At 38.9% G+C, this 15,736-nt stretch carries 12 protein-coding genes; 8 read left to right on the top strand and 4 right to left on the bottom strand.

Going from position 1 to position 15,736, the window contains the following annotated elements; all coding sequences use genetic code 11:
• Positions 1 to 38 precede the first annotated feature (38 nt).
• The gene (locus G529_RS0114075; RefSeq protein ID WP_026916138.1) at positions 39 to 491 is read left to right on the top strand and encodes a transcription elongation factor; all 453 of its coding nucleotides are present in this window, start codon (positions 39 to 41) and stop codon (positions 489 to 491) included.
• Positions 492 to 498: 7 nt separating this feature from the next.
• On the opposite strand, the gene G529_RS0114070 is transcribed toward G529_RS0114075, so the two are convergent.
• Positions 499 to 2,544 carry an HD family phosphohydrolase gene (locus G529_RS0114070; RefSeq protein WP_026916137.1) on the bottom strand — a complete coding sequence of 682 codons (2,046 nt, stop codon included), beginning with the start codon at positions 2,542 to 2,544 and terminating at the stop codon, positions 499 to 501.
• A gap of 114 nt (positions 2,545 to 2,658) precedes the next feature.
• Here G529_RS0114070 and G529_RS0114065 point away from each other — a divergent pair, with 114 nt between their 5' ends.
• On the top strand, positions 2,659 to 3,840 hold the full coding sequence (locus G529_RS0114065; RefSeq protein WP_026916136.1) for an acetyl-CoA C-acyltransferase: 1,182 nt from the start codon (positions 2,659 to 2,661) through the stop codon (positions 3,838 to 3,840).
• Positions 3,841 to 3,855: 15 nt separating this feature from the next.
• Positions 3,856 to 4,608, top strand: coding sequence for a C40 family peptidase (locus G529_RS0114060; protein ID WP_026916135.1), 753 nt, complete (start codon positions 3,856 to 3,858; stop codon positions 4,606 to 4,608).
• Positions 4,609 to 4,684: 76 nt separating this feature from the next.
• Here the strand turns inward: G529_RS0114060 and G529_RS0114055 are convergent, their stop codons facing one another.
• Together G529_RS0114055 and gyrA are read right to left on the bottom strand one after the other, a co-directional pair.
• Complete coding sequence (locus G529_RS0114055) at positions 4,685 to 5,917, bottom strand: tetratricopeptide repeat protein (RefSeq protein WP_026916134.1); 1,233 nt, start codon at positions 5,915 to 5,917, stop codon at positions 4,685 to 4,687.
• A 21-nt stretch (positions 5,918 to 5,938) separates the two neighbouring features.
• On the bottom strand, positions 5,939 to 8,470 hold the full coding sequence (gene gyrA / locus G529_RS0114050; RefSeq protein WP_026916133.1) for a DNA gyrase subunit A: 2,532 nt from the start codon (positions 8,468 to 8,470) through the stop codon (positions 5,939 to 5,941).
• A 246-nt stretch (positions 8,471 to 8,716) separates the two neighbouring features.
• Between gyrA and G529_RS0114045 the strand changes: the two genes are divergently transcribed.
• On the top strand, positions 8,717 to 11,269 hold the full coding sequence (locus G529_RS0114045; RefSeq protein WP_026916132.1) for an ATP-dependent Clp protease ATP-binding subunit: 2,553 nt from the start codon (positions 8,717 to 8,719) through the stop codon (positions 11,267 to 11,269).
• Between the two features lie 107 nt (positions 11,270 to 11,376).
• Positions 11,377 to 11,775: a hypothetical protein gene (locus tag G529_RS0114040; protein WP_026916131.1), complete on the top strand. Its 399-nt coding sequence runs from the start codon at positions 11,377 to 11,379 to the stop codon at positions 11,773 to 11,775.
• An 8-nt stretch (positions 11,776 to 11,783) separates the two neighbouring features.
• Here the strand turns inward: G529_RS0114040 and G529_RS0114035 are convergent, their stop codons facing one another.
• On the bottom strand, positions 11,784 to 13,316 hold the full coding sequence (locus tag G529_RS0114035; protein ID WP_026916130.1) for a bifunctional ADP-dependent NAD(P)H-hydrate dehydratase/NAD(P)H-hydrate epimerase: 1,533 nt from the start codon (positions 13,314 to 13,316) through the stop codon (positions 11,784 to 11,786).
• A 113-nt stretch (positions 13,317 to 13,429) separates the two neighbouring features.
• Here G529_RS0114035 and gcvT point away from each other — a divergent pair, with 113 nt between their 5' ends.
• The 3 genes from gcvT to G529_RS0114020 all read left to right on the top strand — a co-directional run bounded on the left by gcvT (position 13,430) and on the right by G529_RS0114020 (position 15,708).
• Positions 13,430 to 14,512, top strand: coding sequence for a glycine cleavage system aminomethyltransferase GcvT (gcvT, locus tag G529_RS0114030; protein ID WP_026916129.1), 1,083 nt, complete (start codon positions 13,430 to 13,432; stop codon positions 14,510 to 14,512).
• A 5-nt stretch (positions 14,513 to 14,517) separates the two neighbouring features.
• Positions 14,518 to 15,333 carry a sugar nucleotide-binding protein gene (locus tag G529_RS0114025; RefSeq protein ID WP_026916128.1) on the top strand — a complete coding sequence of 272 codons (816 nt, stop codon included), beginning with the start codon at positions 14,518 to 14,520 and terminating at the stop codon, positions 15,331 to 15,333.
• 84 nt (positions 15,334 to 15,417) lie between these two features.
• The gene (locus tag G529_RS0114020; protein WP_026916127.1) at positions 15,418 to 15,708 is read left to right on the top strand and encodes a 4a-hydroxytetrahydrobiopterin dehydratase; all 291 of its coding nucleotides are present in this window, start codon (positions 15,418 to 15,420) and stop codon (positions 15,706 to 15,708) included.
• Positions 15,709 to 15,736 lie beyond the last annotated feature (28 nt).

Genomic DNA, 15,736 nt, shown 5'->3' with positions numbered 1-15,736 from the left:
CTTAATTAATTTTATTTTCAATCTAGAAAATTAAAACAATGGTAGCTAATAAAGCAGAATTATTCAACAAATGCCTTGATACTGTTAACAGACAGATCGAAAAATACCAAAACGAAATGGACCAGATCAAACAGTCCATGGAGAACAATGATGCCCATACAGATTATGATGAAGATGACAGCAAGGGCCAACTACTCGGAGACTTTGAAAAATACGCTGAATATCTCGATAATTCGAGAAAAATGAAGGAAAAGCTAAGCAGGATAGATAGAAATCATTATACAGAAACGATTGATTTTGGTAGTGTTATAGAAACTAATGAGAACTATTACTTTATCTCTGCAGCTTTAGGCAAAATTGACATGGAAGAAGGAAGTGCCGTATATGCGATTAGTACAGATGCTCCAATTTTTAGCGAGATGAAAGGTAAGAAAGCCGGTGATAAGTTTTCTTTTAATGGTAAGGAACAGGAAATAATAGAAGTGCACTAAACTTCGGTTATTCCGGATATTCGATCCTGAGATGGTAGATGTTTTTTAACTTCCGTTTCAGGATCTTTTTTATGGTCTGTATTTCCTTAAAAGTAATATTTGAGTTTAGGAACTGACCTTCATCCATCTGTTTATCGATGATCTTTTCTACAAAACTATCAATGAGCACAGCTGTAGGTTCTTTCAGACTCTTACTTGCAGCTTCCACACTGTCACACATCATCAAGATAGCGGTTTCCTTACTAAATGGTATCGGGCCGGGATATCTAAAGTCGTCTGGCGCGGCATTTTCGTTATTCTCTTTTTCTTTTTTATAGAAGTAATAAACGGTGCTTGTCCCGTGATGTGTTCGTATAAAATCTATCACCCTGTCTGGCAAATTATTCTTTTTTGCGATCTCGATCCCTCTGATTACATGCTCTATAATGATCTGAGCACTTTCGATTGGAGATAATTCATCGTGTGAATTAACCGATGTGGTCTGGTTTTCTGTAAAGTAGGTTGGATAATGCATTTTCCCAATGTCATGATATAATGCTCCTACCCTAACCAGCATCGCGTTTGCCTGTATTTCGTTCGCTGCTGCTTCAGCCAAATTCGCCACATTAAGACTATGATGAAATGTTCCGGGCGCTTTTTCAGCCAGTTGTTTCAGAAGTCTTGAATTCGTATCTGATAATTCGAGAAGGGACATATCAGACACCATTCCGAAGATCTTTTCATAGACATAGATCAAAGGTTGTACAAAAAGTGTCGCCAGTCCGCCCAGTAAAAATGTAAGGAAAACTTCAGCGCTTATATCATCCACAGTTCCTTCCTGGATAATCGTGAAAGCGAAATAAGCAATAATATACACAAGGGTGATCTGTCCTACAGATATAAAAAGGTTCGCTCTTTTATAAAGTTCGCTAATGGTTAGTATGGTTACAATTCCTGCGATGATCTGCAAAAACATATATTCATAGCTGTTAGGCACAATAAAACCTATAAGAAGCACTGTTATCACGTGGGTGAACAACCCTAATCTCGCATCAAAGAAAGCTTTCAGGGTAAGCGGAAGGATACACAGCGGCACCACATAGACGTAATTGATGTCGAAATTAATGACCAAGGTGGTTAACATCACCATAAATATGATGTTGAAGAAAATAAACGTAACCTTTACATTATTTTCAAAAATATTGGGTCGGTACTTACGCATAAATAATAACAGCATTAGCAACGCCAAAGCGACCAGCGTACTGTATCCTACAATAATCCAGTTATAATTGGTCTGGCTCCAGACCTGCGATTCGTATTCTGCTTTAAGAGACCTTAAAATATGAAATTTGTTGCCTTCAACAACCTCCCCTTTTGCGATGATCCTGCTCCCCTGCTCAATGATTCCCCGGGTATAACTGATGTTATTTAATTTACTTTGGAGCTCTTTCTGGGTTAAATCATTATTAAAGGTAACATTGGGTTCAATAGAATTGAAAAAAACCTCCAGTAGCTCGGTTTTGAATGAATTGAAGCCAGCGGTACTAATTTCCTCGCTTAGAAAACCTCGAATCTGTCCTTGTTTTAGAATTCGGCTATACTCAACTTCAGAAGCTTCATTTCCTTTAAGTAAATAAACCAGTTGATCTGGTTCTAATCTTTCACTTTCTTGTAATAGTCCGAACTGGTATATTTTGCCAACCGTTTTCTGAACGAAATTATCTACGATAGTTTCGTAAACTCTCAAAGTAGAATCGGCAAAGACATTATTCACTTCAACAAGAGCATCATTCTTAACACGCTCCTCCTTCTCTGCATCAAAGTTATAATAGGGTATATGTGATTTTTGAATTTCCTGTTGTTCTGCGGAAATTTCCTCGTCGGTTTTTAAAATGGCAAAATCGAAGGGGGCATACAAGTTTTCATATTGCCAGGGTTTGCCTTTAGGAATATCATATTTGAATTTACCTCCTTTAGGCAGCAGGTATACGATTAAAACTGAAGTAAGTATGAACAGAAAAACTTTATAAAAAAGTGCCTGATTCTTGTAAAGCCTGTTTACGAAATCGCTCATATATATTGAGGTAATGCTCAAATGTAGTAAAAATAGGGCTCATTGTGCTCAGGTTATTTAATTCCTTATAAAATCACTAACTTCGCAACACTCGAAATAATAAGATTTACATTTATGAATAAAGAAGTAGTTATAGTAAGCGCTGCGAGAACTCCAATTGGTAGTTTTCTTGGTAGCTTATCCAGTATCCCTGCAACAAAATTAGGTTCTATCGCTATCAAAGGAGCGCTGGAAAAGATCAATTTGAAACCCGAAATGGTTCAGGAAGTTTTGATGGGAAATGTCGTACAGGCCGGCGTTGGGCAGGCACCAGCAAGGCAGGCATCTCTCGGTGCAGGAATTCCAGATAGCGTTCCATGTACAACGGTAAATAAAGTATGTGCCAGTGGTATGAAAACGGTAATGCAGGCAGCTCAATCCATTATGTTAGGGGATAACGATATTGTGGTTGCAGGCGGAATGGAAAATATGAGTCTCATCCCTCATTATGTACATATGAGAAGTGGCAAAAAATTTGGACCAGCCACCCTGGAAGATGGAATGCAGAAGGATGGACTGGTAGATGCTTACGATCATAACGCAATGGGTGTTTGTGCCGATCTATGTGCTTCTGAACATAATTTTTCACGAGAAGATCAGGACGAATTTGCGAGAAAATCTTATGAAAGATCTGCTCAGGCGTGGAAAGATGGAAAGTTTGATAACGAAGTAGTTCCTGTAGAAGTTCCACAAAGAAAGGGTGATCCAGTAATTGTAAAAGAGGACGAAGAATTTAAGAATGTTCGAATGGACAAAATTTCTTCTCTAAGACCTGCATTTTCCAAAGATGGAACAGTGACCGCAGCCAATGCATCTACCATCAACGATGGTGCTGGAGCTGTAGTTTTAATGAGTCGTGAAAAAGCTGACGAACTTGGACTGAAGCCTCTTGCTACCATCAAAAGCTTTGCTGATGCAGCTACTGAACCAAAGTGGTTTACTATTGCCCCATCTAAAGCTTTACCGAAAGCCATCGAAAAAGCTGGAATTAGCCTGGATGACGTTGATTTCTTTGAGTTTAATGAAGCATTTGCTGTTGTTGGACTTGCCAATATGAAAATCCTTGGGTTATCAGACAAGAATACTAATGTGAATGGTGGTGCTGTATCTCTAGGACATCCACTTGGATGTAGTGGTGTTCGTATTTTAATCACACTACTAAATGTACTGGAACAAAATAATGGAAAAATAGGTGCCGCAGCAATTTGTAACGGTGGTGGCGGTGCATCTGCAATGGTTATTGAACGTCATTCATAAGTCAAGTTTTTTTAAATGCAATATGGTATTTGCCATTTAAGTATTGTTCCACTTAGAAATTCATCATCTTCAGGAGGTGAAATGGTTTCTCAGATTTTGTATGGAGAACACTTTAAGGTATTAGAAAGAAGGTTGCACTTCAGCAGGATTAGAAATTCTCATGATAGTTTCGAGGCCTGGATAGATAATAAGCAGTATAGATTAATTGAGGAATCTGACTACCAAAAATTAGATAGTCAGTCTCCTCAATTTTCTATAGATCTCATCGAGTATATCACTGATGAAAAAGGCTTGCTTATGCCTATAGTGTTAGGGAGTTCCGTTAGATTTTCAGAGCAACTGCATCATAAATTCGAAGGTGAATATGATCATGCTTCAGGACGAACCAAGACAGACCTGATCATCACCGCTAGTTTATACATCAATACTCCTCAAACATCTGGTGGCAGAACACCATTCGGGATTGATGCGGCTGGATTCACGCAAGCGGTCTACAGGATCAATGGGTATAAACTTGACAGAGAAGCTGCCTCACAGGCTAAACAGGGTGAAGCGCTTAGCTTTATAGAAGAGAGTGAACCTGGAGATCTTGCATTTTTTGACGACCAGGATGGCGTCATCAATCATGTTGGAATGATGATGAAGGATAATTATATTATTCACGTGGATGGCAAGGTTAGGATCGACAGAATAGACCATTCAGGTATTTTCAATACCGAACTTCAAAAACACACCCATAAATTACGGGTCATCAAAAAGATCATTTAGCAATGATCTGATTAGACAATAAAACAAAAAAACCCACTGAAATTCAGCGGGTTTTTCATTTATTAGGTTATATCAATTATAACTTGGCTTTTAAAGCATCTGCCTTTTCCTGTTGATCCAGGTTGGTATATAAGTTCATCGCAGTTTTAACGATTTCCTTGTTGTCTGGATCTACTTCCATTGCCTTTTCAAGGTAAGGAAGAACTTTTTTGTAAAGCTCTTTTCTTTGAGCGTCAAGTTCATCATAACGAGCATTATCTTTTTTGCTCATTCCAAGATTATTCATCTCATCTATGATAGCTCTCTCTTCACCAAGCATAGCCGCTACCATATTGATTCTCGCGTCGTTGAATTCTGAATCGATCTCAAGAGCTGTTTTGTAACTTTCAACAGCCTTCTCTGTATTGTCAATTTCGGCATACATCAATCCGATATTATTATACACCCCCGGATTGGTTTTGTCCATATTTCCGGCTTCTTCCAGAATAGAAATGGCTCTTTCCTTTTCTCCCATCTGGTAGTACATGTTCGCTTCAGATAGCAATAGATCTACATCATTTGGGTTAGCAGCTTTGGCCGCATCGATAGAAGATATTGCCTTGTCATACTCTTCCTGATTAATATAAATTCTGGCAACTAGAGAAGCAATTTCACCTTTTTTAGAAGGAATTGGCTCAACTTTAGGATCCTTATATTGTCCTGTTTTCACCATAAGATCCATTTGCTCCTTTGAGCCCATGTTTTCCTTCTCTCCAGTCTCAACATTTACTGCAGTAAAAGATTTTCCAGAACCGTCATAACCAAGTTCGCTTAGTTCCTCAAGATATTCTACAGCTTTTCCATAATCCTGAGCATTTACAAGATTGTTTGCTGCATAGTATAGGTATACAGTATCTTGCTTGCTTATTTGGTAGCTCGTATATAATTTATCTGCTGCAGATTTGTAATCTTCCTTCCCCTGATCCTCAATTGCAGAGTTAATAAGATCATTTTTCATCTGAGTCAAAGCTGCGGAAGCATCTTCATTTCCAAGTTCTACCGCTTTGGCGTATGCCATCGCTGCTGTTTGCACATCTTCGTTGGAAGGATTCCCGGATGAGTAAGCTTTACCTTTGTACAGGTAAAACTTTTCCTGCCATTTATCATTTAATTCGGAAAGATTCGCTTCAGCGACTTTCAACTGAGCCTTAGCTTCAGTATAATTTTTGTTATCAATAGCGTCTTCCGCATTTTTAACCTGATCCTTTTGTGCGAATGTCGTCATGGTTAGAAATGACACAGCCGCGGCCGTTAAGATATTCGTTTTCATTCTTGTTTTGGTTTTTTATTTTTATTCTTCACTATCATCTGCAATAGTCGTGCCATCGGTCTGACTCTCCCCGCCTACAGGCTTTTCCGCGTCTTCCATAAGTTCCACATCATCTTCATCGTGCAGTACTTTTGCTACTGCAGCGATGGAGTCATTACCTTTAAGATTAATAAGCCTTACCCCTTGCGTGGCTCGCCCCATTACTCTTAAATTCTCAACCGCCATTCTAATAACGATCCCAGATTTATTAATGATCATAAGGTCATCATCGTCTGATACGTTCTTAATTGCGACAAGTTGTCCTGTTTTTTCAGTTACAGAAATCGTTTTCACCCCTTTACCTCCTCTGTTGGTAATTCGGTAATCTTCAAGACTTGATCGCTTTCCGTAACCATTTTCAGATACCACTAAAATATCAGAATCAAATTCATTTACAGAAACCATTCCTACAACTTCGTCATTATCATCTGCAAGGGTAATTCCACGAACCCCTGAGGCATTTCTCCCCATTGGCCTGGTTTTACTTTCCTCAAAGCGAATAGCCTTTCCACTCTTTAATCCTAGCATTACCTGGCTATTACCAGTGGTTAACTTCGCTTCCAGCAATTCATCACCTTCTTTAATGGTAATAGCATTAATTCCATTGGTTCTTGGGCGACTGTATCGCTCCAGTCTTGTTTTCTTAACCTGTCCTTTTTTAGTGGCCATGATCACGAAATGATTATTTACATAGTCTTCATCCTTGAGATCCTGGGTACAGATAAACGCGTGAACTTTGTCATCTGGTTCAATATTGATAAGGTTTTGTATAGCTCTACCTTTTGAAGCCTTACTTCCTTCCGGAATCTCGTAGACCCGCATCCAGTAACATTTACCATTCTGCGTGAAGAATAACATGTACTGATGATTTGTTCCTACAAACAGGTACTCAAGAAAATCTTCATTTCTGGTATTAGACCCTTTCTGTCCAACTCCTCCCCTGTTCTGGGTTTTGTATTCATTAAGGGATGTACGTTTGATGTACCCAGCGTGAGAAATTGTGATCACCACTTTCTCATCTGGAATCATATCTTCAATGCTTAGATCACCACCTGCATATTCAATTTGCGACCTTCTCTCATCACCATATTTCTCCTGAACCTCAAGAAGCTCATCTTTAATAACTTCCATTCGGCGTTCCTTGCGAGCAAGGATATCTTCAAGATCTTCAATCGTTTTGATGATTTCATCATATTCTGCTCTTAACTTATCCTGTTCAAGACCGGTAAGCTGTCTCAAACGCATTTCCACGATCGCTTTAGCCTGAATTTCTGAAAGTTCAAATCGATCAATCAATTTGTTACGAGCTTCTTCAGCATTAGATGAAGAGCGAATTAATGCGATCACTTCATCGATATTATCTGAAGCGATAATTAATCCTTCCAGAATATGAGCACGTTCCTTCGCCTTCCGAAGTTCAAATTCGGTTCTTCTAACCACCACATCATGTCTATGCTCAACAAAGTGATAAATAAGATCCTTTAGATTCAGCATCTGTGGTCTTCCATTTACCAGCGCAATATTATTAACACTGAAGGATGACTGTAAAGCGGTGTGCTTGAATAAGGTATTCAGTACAATATTTGGTATTGCATCCCTTTTCATCTGGTATACGATACGCATACCATTCCTGTCTGATTCATCTCTAATAAGACTGATTCCTTCGATCTTCTTTTCATTCACAAGGTCTGCAGTCTTTTTGATCATATCAGCCTTATTTACCTGATATGGTATTTCGGTAACCACCAGGTATTCACGTCCTGCGATCTCTTCCATATGAGTCTTGGCTCGCATGACCACTCTACCTCTACCGGTTTTGAATGCTTCTTTTACTCCATCATAACCATAAATAATTCCCCCTGTTGGGAAATCTGGCGCCTTAATGTGCTGTATGAGTTCGTCGATCTCTATGTCGTTATTGTCGATATATGCGATGGTTCCATCAATTACCTCGTGTAAATTATGAGGAGGCATGTTCGTGGCCATCCCTACCGCAATACCACTGGCTCCATTCACCAGTAGATTCGGGACCCGTGTAGGCATCACAACTGGCTCGCTTAAAGAGTCATCGAAGTTCAGCTGAGTGTCTACAGTCTCTTTATCTATATCGGCAAGCATATCTTCACTGATCTTACGCATACGCGCTTCAGTATAACGCATGGCCGCAGGACTATCCCCGTCTACAGAACCAAAGTTCCCCTGACCATCTACAAGCATATAACGCATACTCCATTCCTGGGCCATACGCACCATAGTGTCGTACACTGAAGAATCCCCATGTGGGTGATACTTTCCTAACACCTCTCCAACGATTCTGGCAGATTTCTTATAGGCTCTGTTTGAAAGTACTCCAAGCTCATACATACCGTATAGCACACGTCTATGTACAGGTTTCAATCCATCACGAACATCTGGTAGTGCACGTGACACAATGACCGACATCGAATAATCGATGTAGGCAGATTTCATTTCATCTTCAATATTGATAGGAATTAGCTTTTCTCCTTCAGCCATATTAAAAAATTTAATTATCTTAAAATTGTAAGGGGCAATTTACATATTTTATACCTCTTTAACCTCCCGTAATCTCTGAGCTGAAGTATTTTTTATTAACAAATTTTTATTGTGTTTTGGTTAATAAGTTCATTATTTTCCCTTTTGAAAAGTGATAGTTATTTTGTCACTTAGCTAGAGTCACCTTATTAGGTACAGTTTTTGACCTATTTCGAGTGAAAATATAATTGAGAAAGGAAGATAAAAATGGATGATAATTTTTCACCAAGAGTAAAAGACGTTATTGCTTACAGTAAAGAGGAAGCATTAAGGCTTGGTCATGATTTCATTGGAACAGAGCATCTAATGCTAGGGTTACTTAGAGATGGTGATGGCAAGGCTATAGATATTCTAACCGCATTGGAAATAGACCTTAGTCATTTGAGACGCAAAGTCGAAATACTAAGTCCGGCCAATCCTAACACCGTCACTATTAATAATGAAAAGAAAAACCTGCATCTTACCCGGCAGGCAGAACGTGCATTAAAAACCACGTTTCTGGAAGCTAAATTATTTCAAAGTGCTTCCATTAATACCGCGCATTTATTGCTTTGTATCCTAAGGAATGAGAATGATCCTACCACTAAATTACTGAACAAATTGAGGATAGATTATGATGGTGTAAAGGATCAGTTTAAATATATGATTGCCAGCGATGAAAGTGATTTTTCAGACAGCCCTGCGGCAGAATCCTTTTCAGATGATGAAAGCGATGAAGCTACCCGTGAGAATCCGTTTAGTGGTGGCGGCACTGGAAGCACAGGGAAAACCAATAAAAAATCGAAAACCCCGGTACTTGATAACTTCGGAAGGGACCTTACTGCCATGGCCGAGGCCGATAAACTTGATCCGGTTGTAGGTCGGGAGAAAGAAATTGAAAGAGTTTCTCAAATTCTTAGCCGTAGGAAGAAGAATAATCCCTTGTTAATTGGAGAACCAGGAGTAGGTAAATCTGCGATTGCGGAAGGTTTGGCTCTTAGAATAGTGAAGCGTAAAGTATCCAGAATTCTATTTGACAAAAGAGTAGTTACGCTGGATCTTGCCAGTTTAGTAGCTGGAACGAAATATCGCGGACAGTTTGAAGAAAGAATGAAAGCTGTGATGAATGAGCTCGAGAAGAATGATGATATTATCCTATTTATCGATGAGATTCATACCATCGTAGGTGCTGGTGGTGCCACTGGTAGTCTGGATGCAAGTAATATGTTCAAACCTGCTCTTGCTAGGGGGGAAATACAGTGTATTGGAGCTACTACACTTGATGAGTACAGGCAATACATTGAAAAAGATGGAGCCCTGGAGCGAAGATTTCAAAAAGTAATTGTGGAACCTACAAGTGTAGATGAAACCATTGAAATCTTAAATAACATCAAGAATAAGTACGAAGACCATCACAACGTTGAATATACCGATGAGGCTATAGAGGCGTGTGTCAAGTTAACAAATCGATATATGACTGATCGATTTCTACCAGATAAGGCAATAGATGCTTTGGATGAAGCCGGTTCCCGCGTTCACATTACGAATATTGATGTGCCGAAACAAGTTCTGGATCTTGAAAGAAGACTGGAAGAGGTTCGTGAAAATAAGAATTCTGTAGTCAAAAAGCAGAAGTACGAAGAGGCGGCGAAACTTCGGGATGATGAAAAGAATCTGGAGAAAGAACTTGCCGTAGCACAGGAGAAATGGGAAGAAGAAAGTAAGAAGCACAAAGAAATTGTTTCCGAAGATAGTGTTGCCGATGTGGTATCCATGATGACTGGAATACCGGTTAATCGTATAGCACAGACGGAGAGTAACAAACTTGTTGAACTACCTCAATTAATCAAGGGCAAAGTCATTGGACAGGATGAAGCAGTAGGCAAAGTTGTAAAAGCCATACAACGGAATCGCGCCGGTCTTAAAGATCCCAATAAACCAATTGGTTCGTTCATTTTCTTAGGACAAACCGGTGTTGGTAAAACTCAGTTGGCAAAAGTCCTGGCAAGGGAGTTATTTGATAATGATGATGCACTTATTCGTATAGATATGAGTGAGTATATGGAGAAGTTCGCAGTTTCAAGATTGATTGGAGCGCCTCCGGGATATGTTGGCTATGAAGAAGGTGGGCAACTTACTGAAAAAGTTAGAAGAAAACCTTATGCTGTTATACTTCTGGACGAGGTTGAAAAAGCTCATCCCGATGTATTCAACATGTTGTTACAGGTACTTGATGACGGTTATCTTACCGACAGCTTGGGAAGAAAAATCGACTTTAGAAATACCATCATCATAATGACTTCTAACATTGGAGCCAGAAAACTGAAAGATTTTGGTCAGGGTGTTGGATTTGGAACCAGTGCTCAGAAATCTCAGGTGGATGAGAACGCTAGAAGCGTAATCGAAAATGCTCTTAAAAAAGCATTTGCTCCGGAATTCCTGAATAGAATAGACGATGTGGTAATTTTCAATGGATTGGAAAGAGAGGATATTCACCGAATTATTGATATCGAACTTGCAAAACTATTTGGCAGAATTCAGGGACTGGGTTACAATCTTACTCTTACAGATAAAGCAAAAGATTTCATTGCAGACAAAGGTTTTGACAAACAATATGGTGCCAGGCCTCTGAACAGGGCAATTCAGAAGTATATTGAAGATGCTCTGGCAGAAGAGATCATCACGTCCAATCTTAAAGAAGGAGATAAGATCAACATGGATCTCGATGAAGACAAGAATGAGCTTACGATAGATATTCAGAAATCTGTTGAAACTGAATAAAGAATAAATGATCAAATCAAAAACCTGCCAGTTTCCTGGCAGGTTTTTTTATGCTTGTGTATCTCACTAACTTCATTAAATTAGCTGAAAATTGCCCCTACAACTTTATGAACTACACTACTATTGAACTTGATTTCGGAAGCGTAATTATTCACGAAGACTTTTTGATCGCAGTAATGAATGAAGGAATTGTTTTTGACGTTAGCAAAAATGAGAAACTTCTTGAAATTGGTACTGAAGTATTTCAGGGAAAACCATATGCATATATTTCCAACAGGATAAACAGCTATGCTGTAGACCCCATGGTGTATAAGCAATCTGCTAAATTTCAAAACCTGAAAGTGATAGCAGTCGTAAGTGCTAACGACATGACTCGTACGCTGGCATCCACAGTGGAGAAGGAATTTTATACAGATGCAAATGCTTTTCAGGTTTTTACTCAGCTTGATGATGCTATAAGCTGGGTTAATGAAAAATTATTGCAATCAGCTAACCATTCTACTTAGGTCTATAGTTAAGTCATTCTGGGTTTTGTGGCCGGTATATCTAATAGATCCTGAACTGCGCGACCAATATGGTCTGCAATATCACTGGCCAGCAAACTTTCATATCCGAGCTTGTCGCTGGCAATTGTACCACTGGCACCATGTAGATATACAGCCAGAATTGTCGCCGCGAGACTACTGTATTTCTGCCCGATGAAGCTTGTGATCACACCAGATAATACATCACCGCTACCAGCTGTAGCCATTCCAGGATTCCCCGTTGAGTTGATATAAATCTCTTCTTGATTTACCACAAACGTATGAGCTCCTTTGACAACAACTATCAAATTGAATTCCCTGCTTAAAGCCTGGACTTTTTCAATTTTATCAAAATCATCTTTCCATTCTCCAATAAGTCTTCGTAATTCGCCAGGATGCGGAGTGAGTACAGAGTTTTCGGGCAGATGCTTCAAGAATGTTTTGTTTTTCGATATGATATTAATACCATCAGCATCCACGACAATGGGTTTCTTCTGAGTTTGCAGAAACTCTCCAAAAGCTTTGACCGTAGCGTCATTCGTTCCTGCTCCCATTCCGAAGCAATAAACATCAGCATCGAAATCTGAAGGAAGATTGGTGATTATTTTTGAATTTACATCTGTAAGCACCATTACTTCAGGATTCGAAGTTTGCAAGGAATTATATCCACACTCAGGAATATGCACAGTGCAAAGCCCTGTACCTGAGCGCATTGCCGACTTCGAAGCTAAGATAACACTCCCAATTTTACCATAACTTCCTCCAATAATCAGAATCCTTCCGTAGTCACCTTTGTGGGAATTTGTTTTTCTCGACTTGTATAGACTTTGAGCCTCTTCCTTTCCTATCAGGAACATATTTGAATTCACGTTACCTAAATATTCCCTGTCGAGGGCAAGATCTATCACCTGAAGATCACCAACATAATCCATAGTATCTGGTAGATAGAAACTTAATTTAGGGGATTGAAAACTCAGAGTATATCCAGCCTGAATCACTGCGCCATTTGCAAAAACCTGATCTGGTGCCAATCCACTGGGCATATCTATAGACAGAACAAATGCCTGTGAACCGTTTATCAAATCAATTAATTTTGCCGGCCAGCCTTCCACTGCCCGGTTCAGGCCAATACCAAAAAGGGCATCTATAACAAAATCGCCTGTTTGAATTTCCGGGAAACCTTTTTCGCTTTTAATAAGCTCCGGCCAGTCATTGGTGATTTCCTTTAACCTTTCATAGTTACTTAGAAAATCTTCAGATCTTTTATCACTATAATTCACCACGAACGTACGAACCTGGTAACCATGTTGAATTAAATGCCTTGCAACCACTAAGCCATCTCCCCCATTATTACCTATTCCGCAGAATATCTTAATAGGAATTGGAGCTCCCTGCAGCCTTTTGTGAATTTCATTAAAAACTAAGGTACCCGCTCTCTCCATAAGTTCTTCTGAAGAAATATCTTGTTTTTCAAGGGTTATTCTATCTGCTTCTGCCAATTGTGCTGCCGTAAGTATTTTCATTCGGTCTCTTTCAGATTTTAATTTTATAAAGCTTAAAGATACTCATATAAAAACGCTTAATTAATATTGTATTCTAACCGAATTCAATAAATTTGGGCAAATTTTTGAAAATAATGAAAGAAGTAGCCCTGTCTGCAATACATAAAGAATTAAACGCTAAAATGGTGCCTTTCGCTGGATACAATATGCCAGTCTCTTATGAAGGTGTGAATGTTGAACATCAAACTGTAAGAGAAAAACTTGGTGTGTTTGACGTAAGCCATATGGGAGAATTTCTTATTTCCGGAGAAAATGCATTGAAACTTATCCAAAAGATCAGTTCTAATGATGCTTCGAAACTTACCGACAGGAAAGCCCAGTACTCTACCATGCCTAATGAAGATGGTGGTATTGTAGACGACCTGATCATATACAGACTGGAAGCAGAGAAATATTTACTGGTGGTTAATGCTTCGAACATAGACAAAGACTGGAACTGGATATCTCAGCATAACGACGTAGATGCCACTATGCGTGATATGAGCGATGAATTATCCTTGCTGGCCATCCAGGGGCCAAAAGCTGCTGAAGCCATGCAATCGCTTACTTCCATTGATCTTAAAAACATGAAGTTCTATACGTTTGAGATCGGGACATTTGCGGGAGTGGAAAAAGTAATCGTTTCAGCAACCGGCTACACAGGAAGCGGTGGATTCGAGATCTATTTTAGAAATGAGGATGCTCCACAAATCTGGGCTGCGGTAATGGAAGCTGGAGAGGAATTTGGCATCAAACCAATAGGCCTTGCTGCAAGGGATACTTTGCGACTTGAAATGGGTTATTCCTTATATGGAAACGATATAGATGATACAACCTCACCGATTGAAGCTGGACTAGGCTGGATCACAAAATTTAGTAAGGATTTTATCAATAGCGAAGCCCTTAAAAAACAAAAAAAGGAAGGTCCTAAGCGAAAGTTAGTGGCTTTTGAAATGGATGAACGAGCCATCCCCAGACAGGGTTATGATATAGTAGATGAAAACGGCAGGAAAATTGGGGAAGTAACTTCGGGCACCATGTCACCATCCCTGGAAAAAGGTATTGGTTTAGGATATGTACCGGTAGAAGCTGCAGGTATTGGTAATAAAATTTTAATTAAGATTAGAAAAAAAGCAATTCCAGCAACTCAGGTAAAATTGCCCTTCTATAAAGGATAATTTATTTGAAACGAATTTTAATTTTAGGAGCAAGCGGTTTTGTTGGGAATGCCCTGTACAAAGAGCTTTGCTCCTATTTTGATACGCACGGCACCTATTTTACAGAGAATTCTTTCTTTGAAAGAAATCATCAATTCCAACATTTTGACTTTGAGAAAGAAAACGTTAGTATTCTTCTTGAAAATATAAAACCCGACATCATTTTATCCTGTCTACGGGGAGATTTCGATGCACAAATTCATATGCATTTTGAGATCATCGATTATCTTCTCAAATTTCAGAAAAAGTTAATATTTCTTTCTTCGGCTAATGTTTTTGATGCCTTTACCAATTACCCATCCTATGAATATGATAAAACTCTTAGTCAGAGTGTGTATGGCAGATTTAAAATTAAAATAGAAAACGCTTTACTAAGACTACCCAACAAACAATACAATATCCTTAGACTCCCAATGATCTTTGGAAAAGGTTCTCCGCGCATCAAGCAAATTAGAACTATTGTAGATCTTAATGAACCACTTGAAGTATTTCCGAACGTGGTAGTAAATGCTACAGAAATTGGGAAAGTAACTCAGCAAATTCACTATATAATCAACCGGAACAGGCAGGGCGTTTTTCATCTGGGAAGTAACGATCTTGTTCACCAGAGAGACCTTGTAGAAGATCTAACCCGGGAACTTGGCTATGAAAACCCACTTTTTAAAAATGTCTATGATTCTAATTTTGACAGATTCCTTGCTGTACTTCCAAAAGACAATAGATTACCAAAGAATTTACAGATTAGTATACAGGAAGTGGTGAAAGCTTCTGCTAAATTATAGCTGTTAATTTGATATTAAACTTCTCATTTTCTGAAAGGATACAACTCTATCTTAGTAACTTGAATGTTTACAAATTAAAAGATCATGAAAAAATTAAGCGATACAGAGATAGACGACAGGTTGAAAAATCTTGATGGTTGGACTTACGCAAAAGGTGCCATTCACACCTCATTTGAATTTGAAAATTTTAAAGAAGCATTCACTGTTATGACAAGAATTGCTTTCGAGGCTGAAGCACAGGATCATCATCCAAATTGGGGAAACGTTTATAATCAATTAAAGATTTCACTCTCAACTCATGATGCCAATGGCGTTACTGAAAAGGATTTTAAACTTGCCCTCACTATTGAAGACATTATAGAATCCACAAATTGAAATAACGCGATTCCTGTAAAACCAGCTC

It is taken from the genome of Christiangramia portivictoriae DSM 23547 (assembly GCF_000423045.1).
Taxonomy (GTDB): Bacteria; Bacteroidota; Bacteroidia; order Flavobacteriales; family Flavobacteriaceae; genus Christiangramia; species Christiangramia portivictoriae.
The sequence above is the reverse complement of the archived record's forward strand: the minus strand, read 5'-3'. Positions and strand labels throughout refer to the sequence as shown.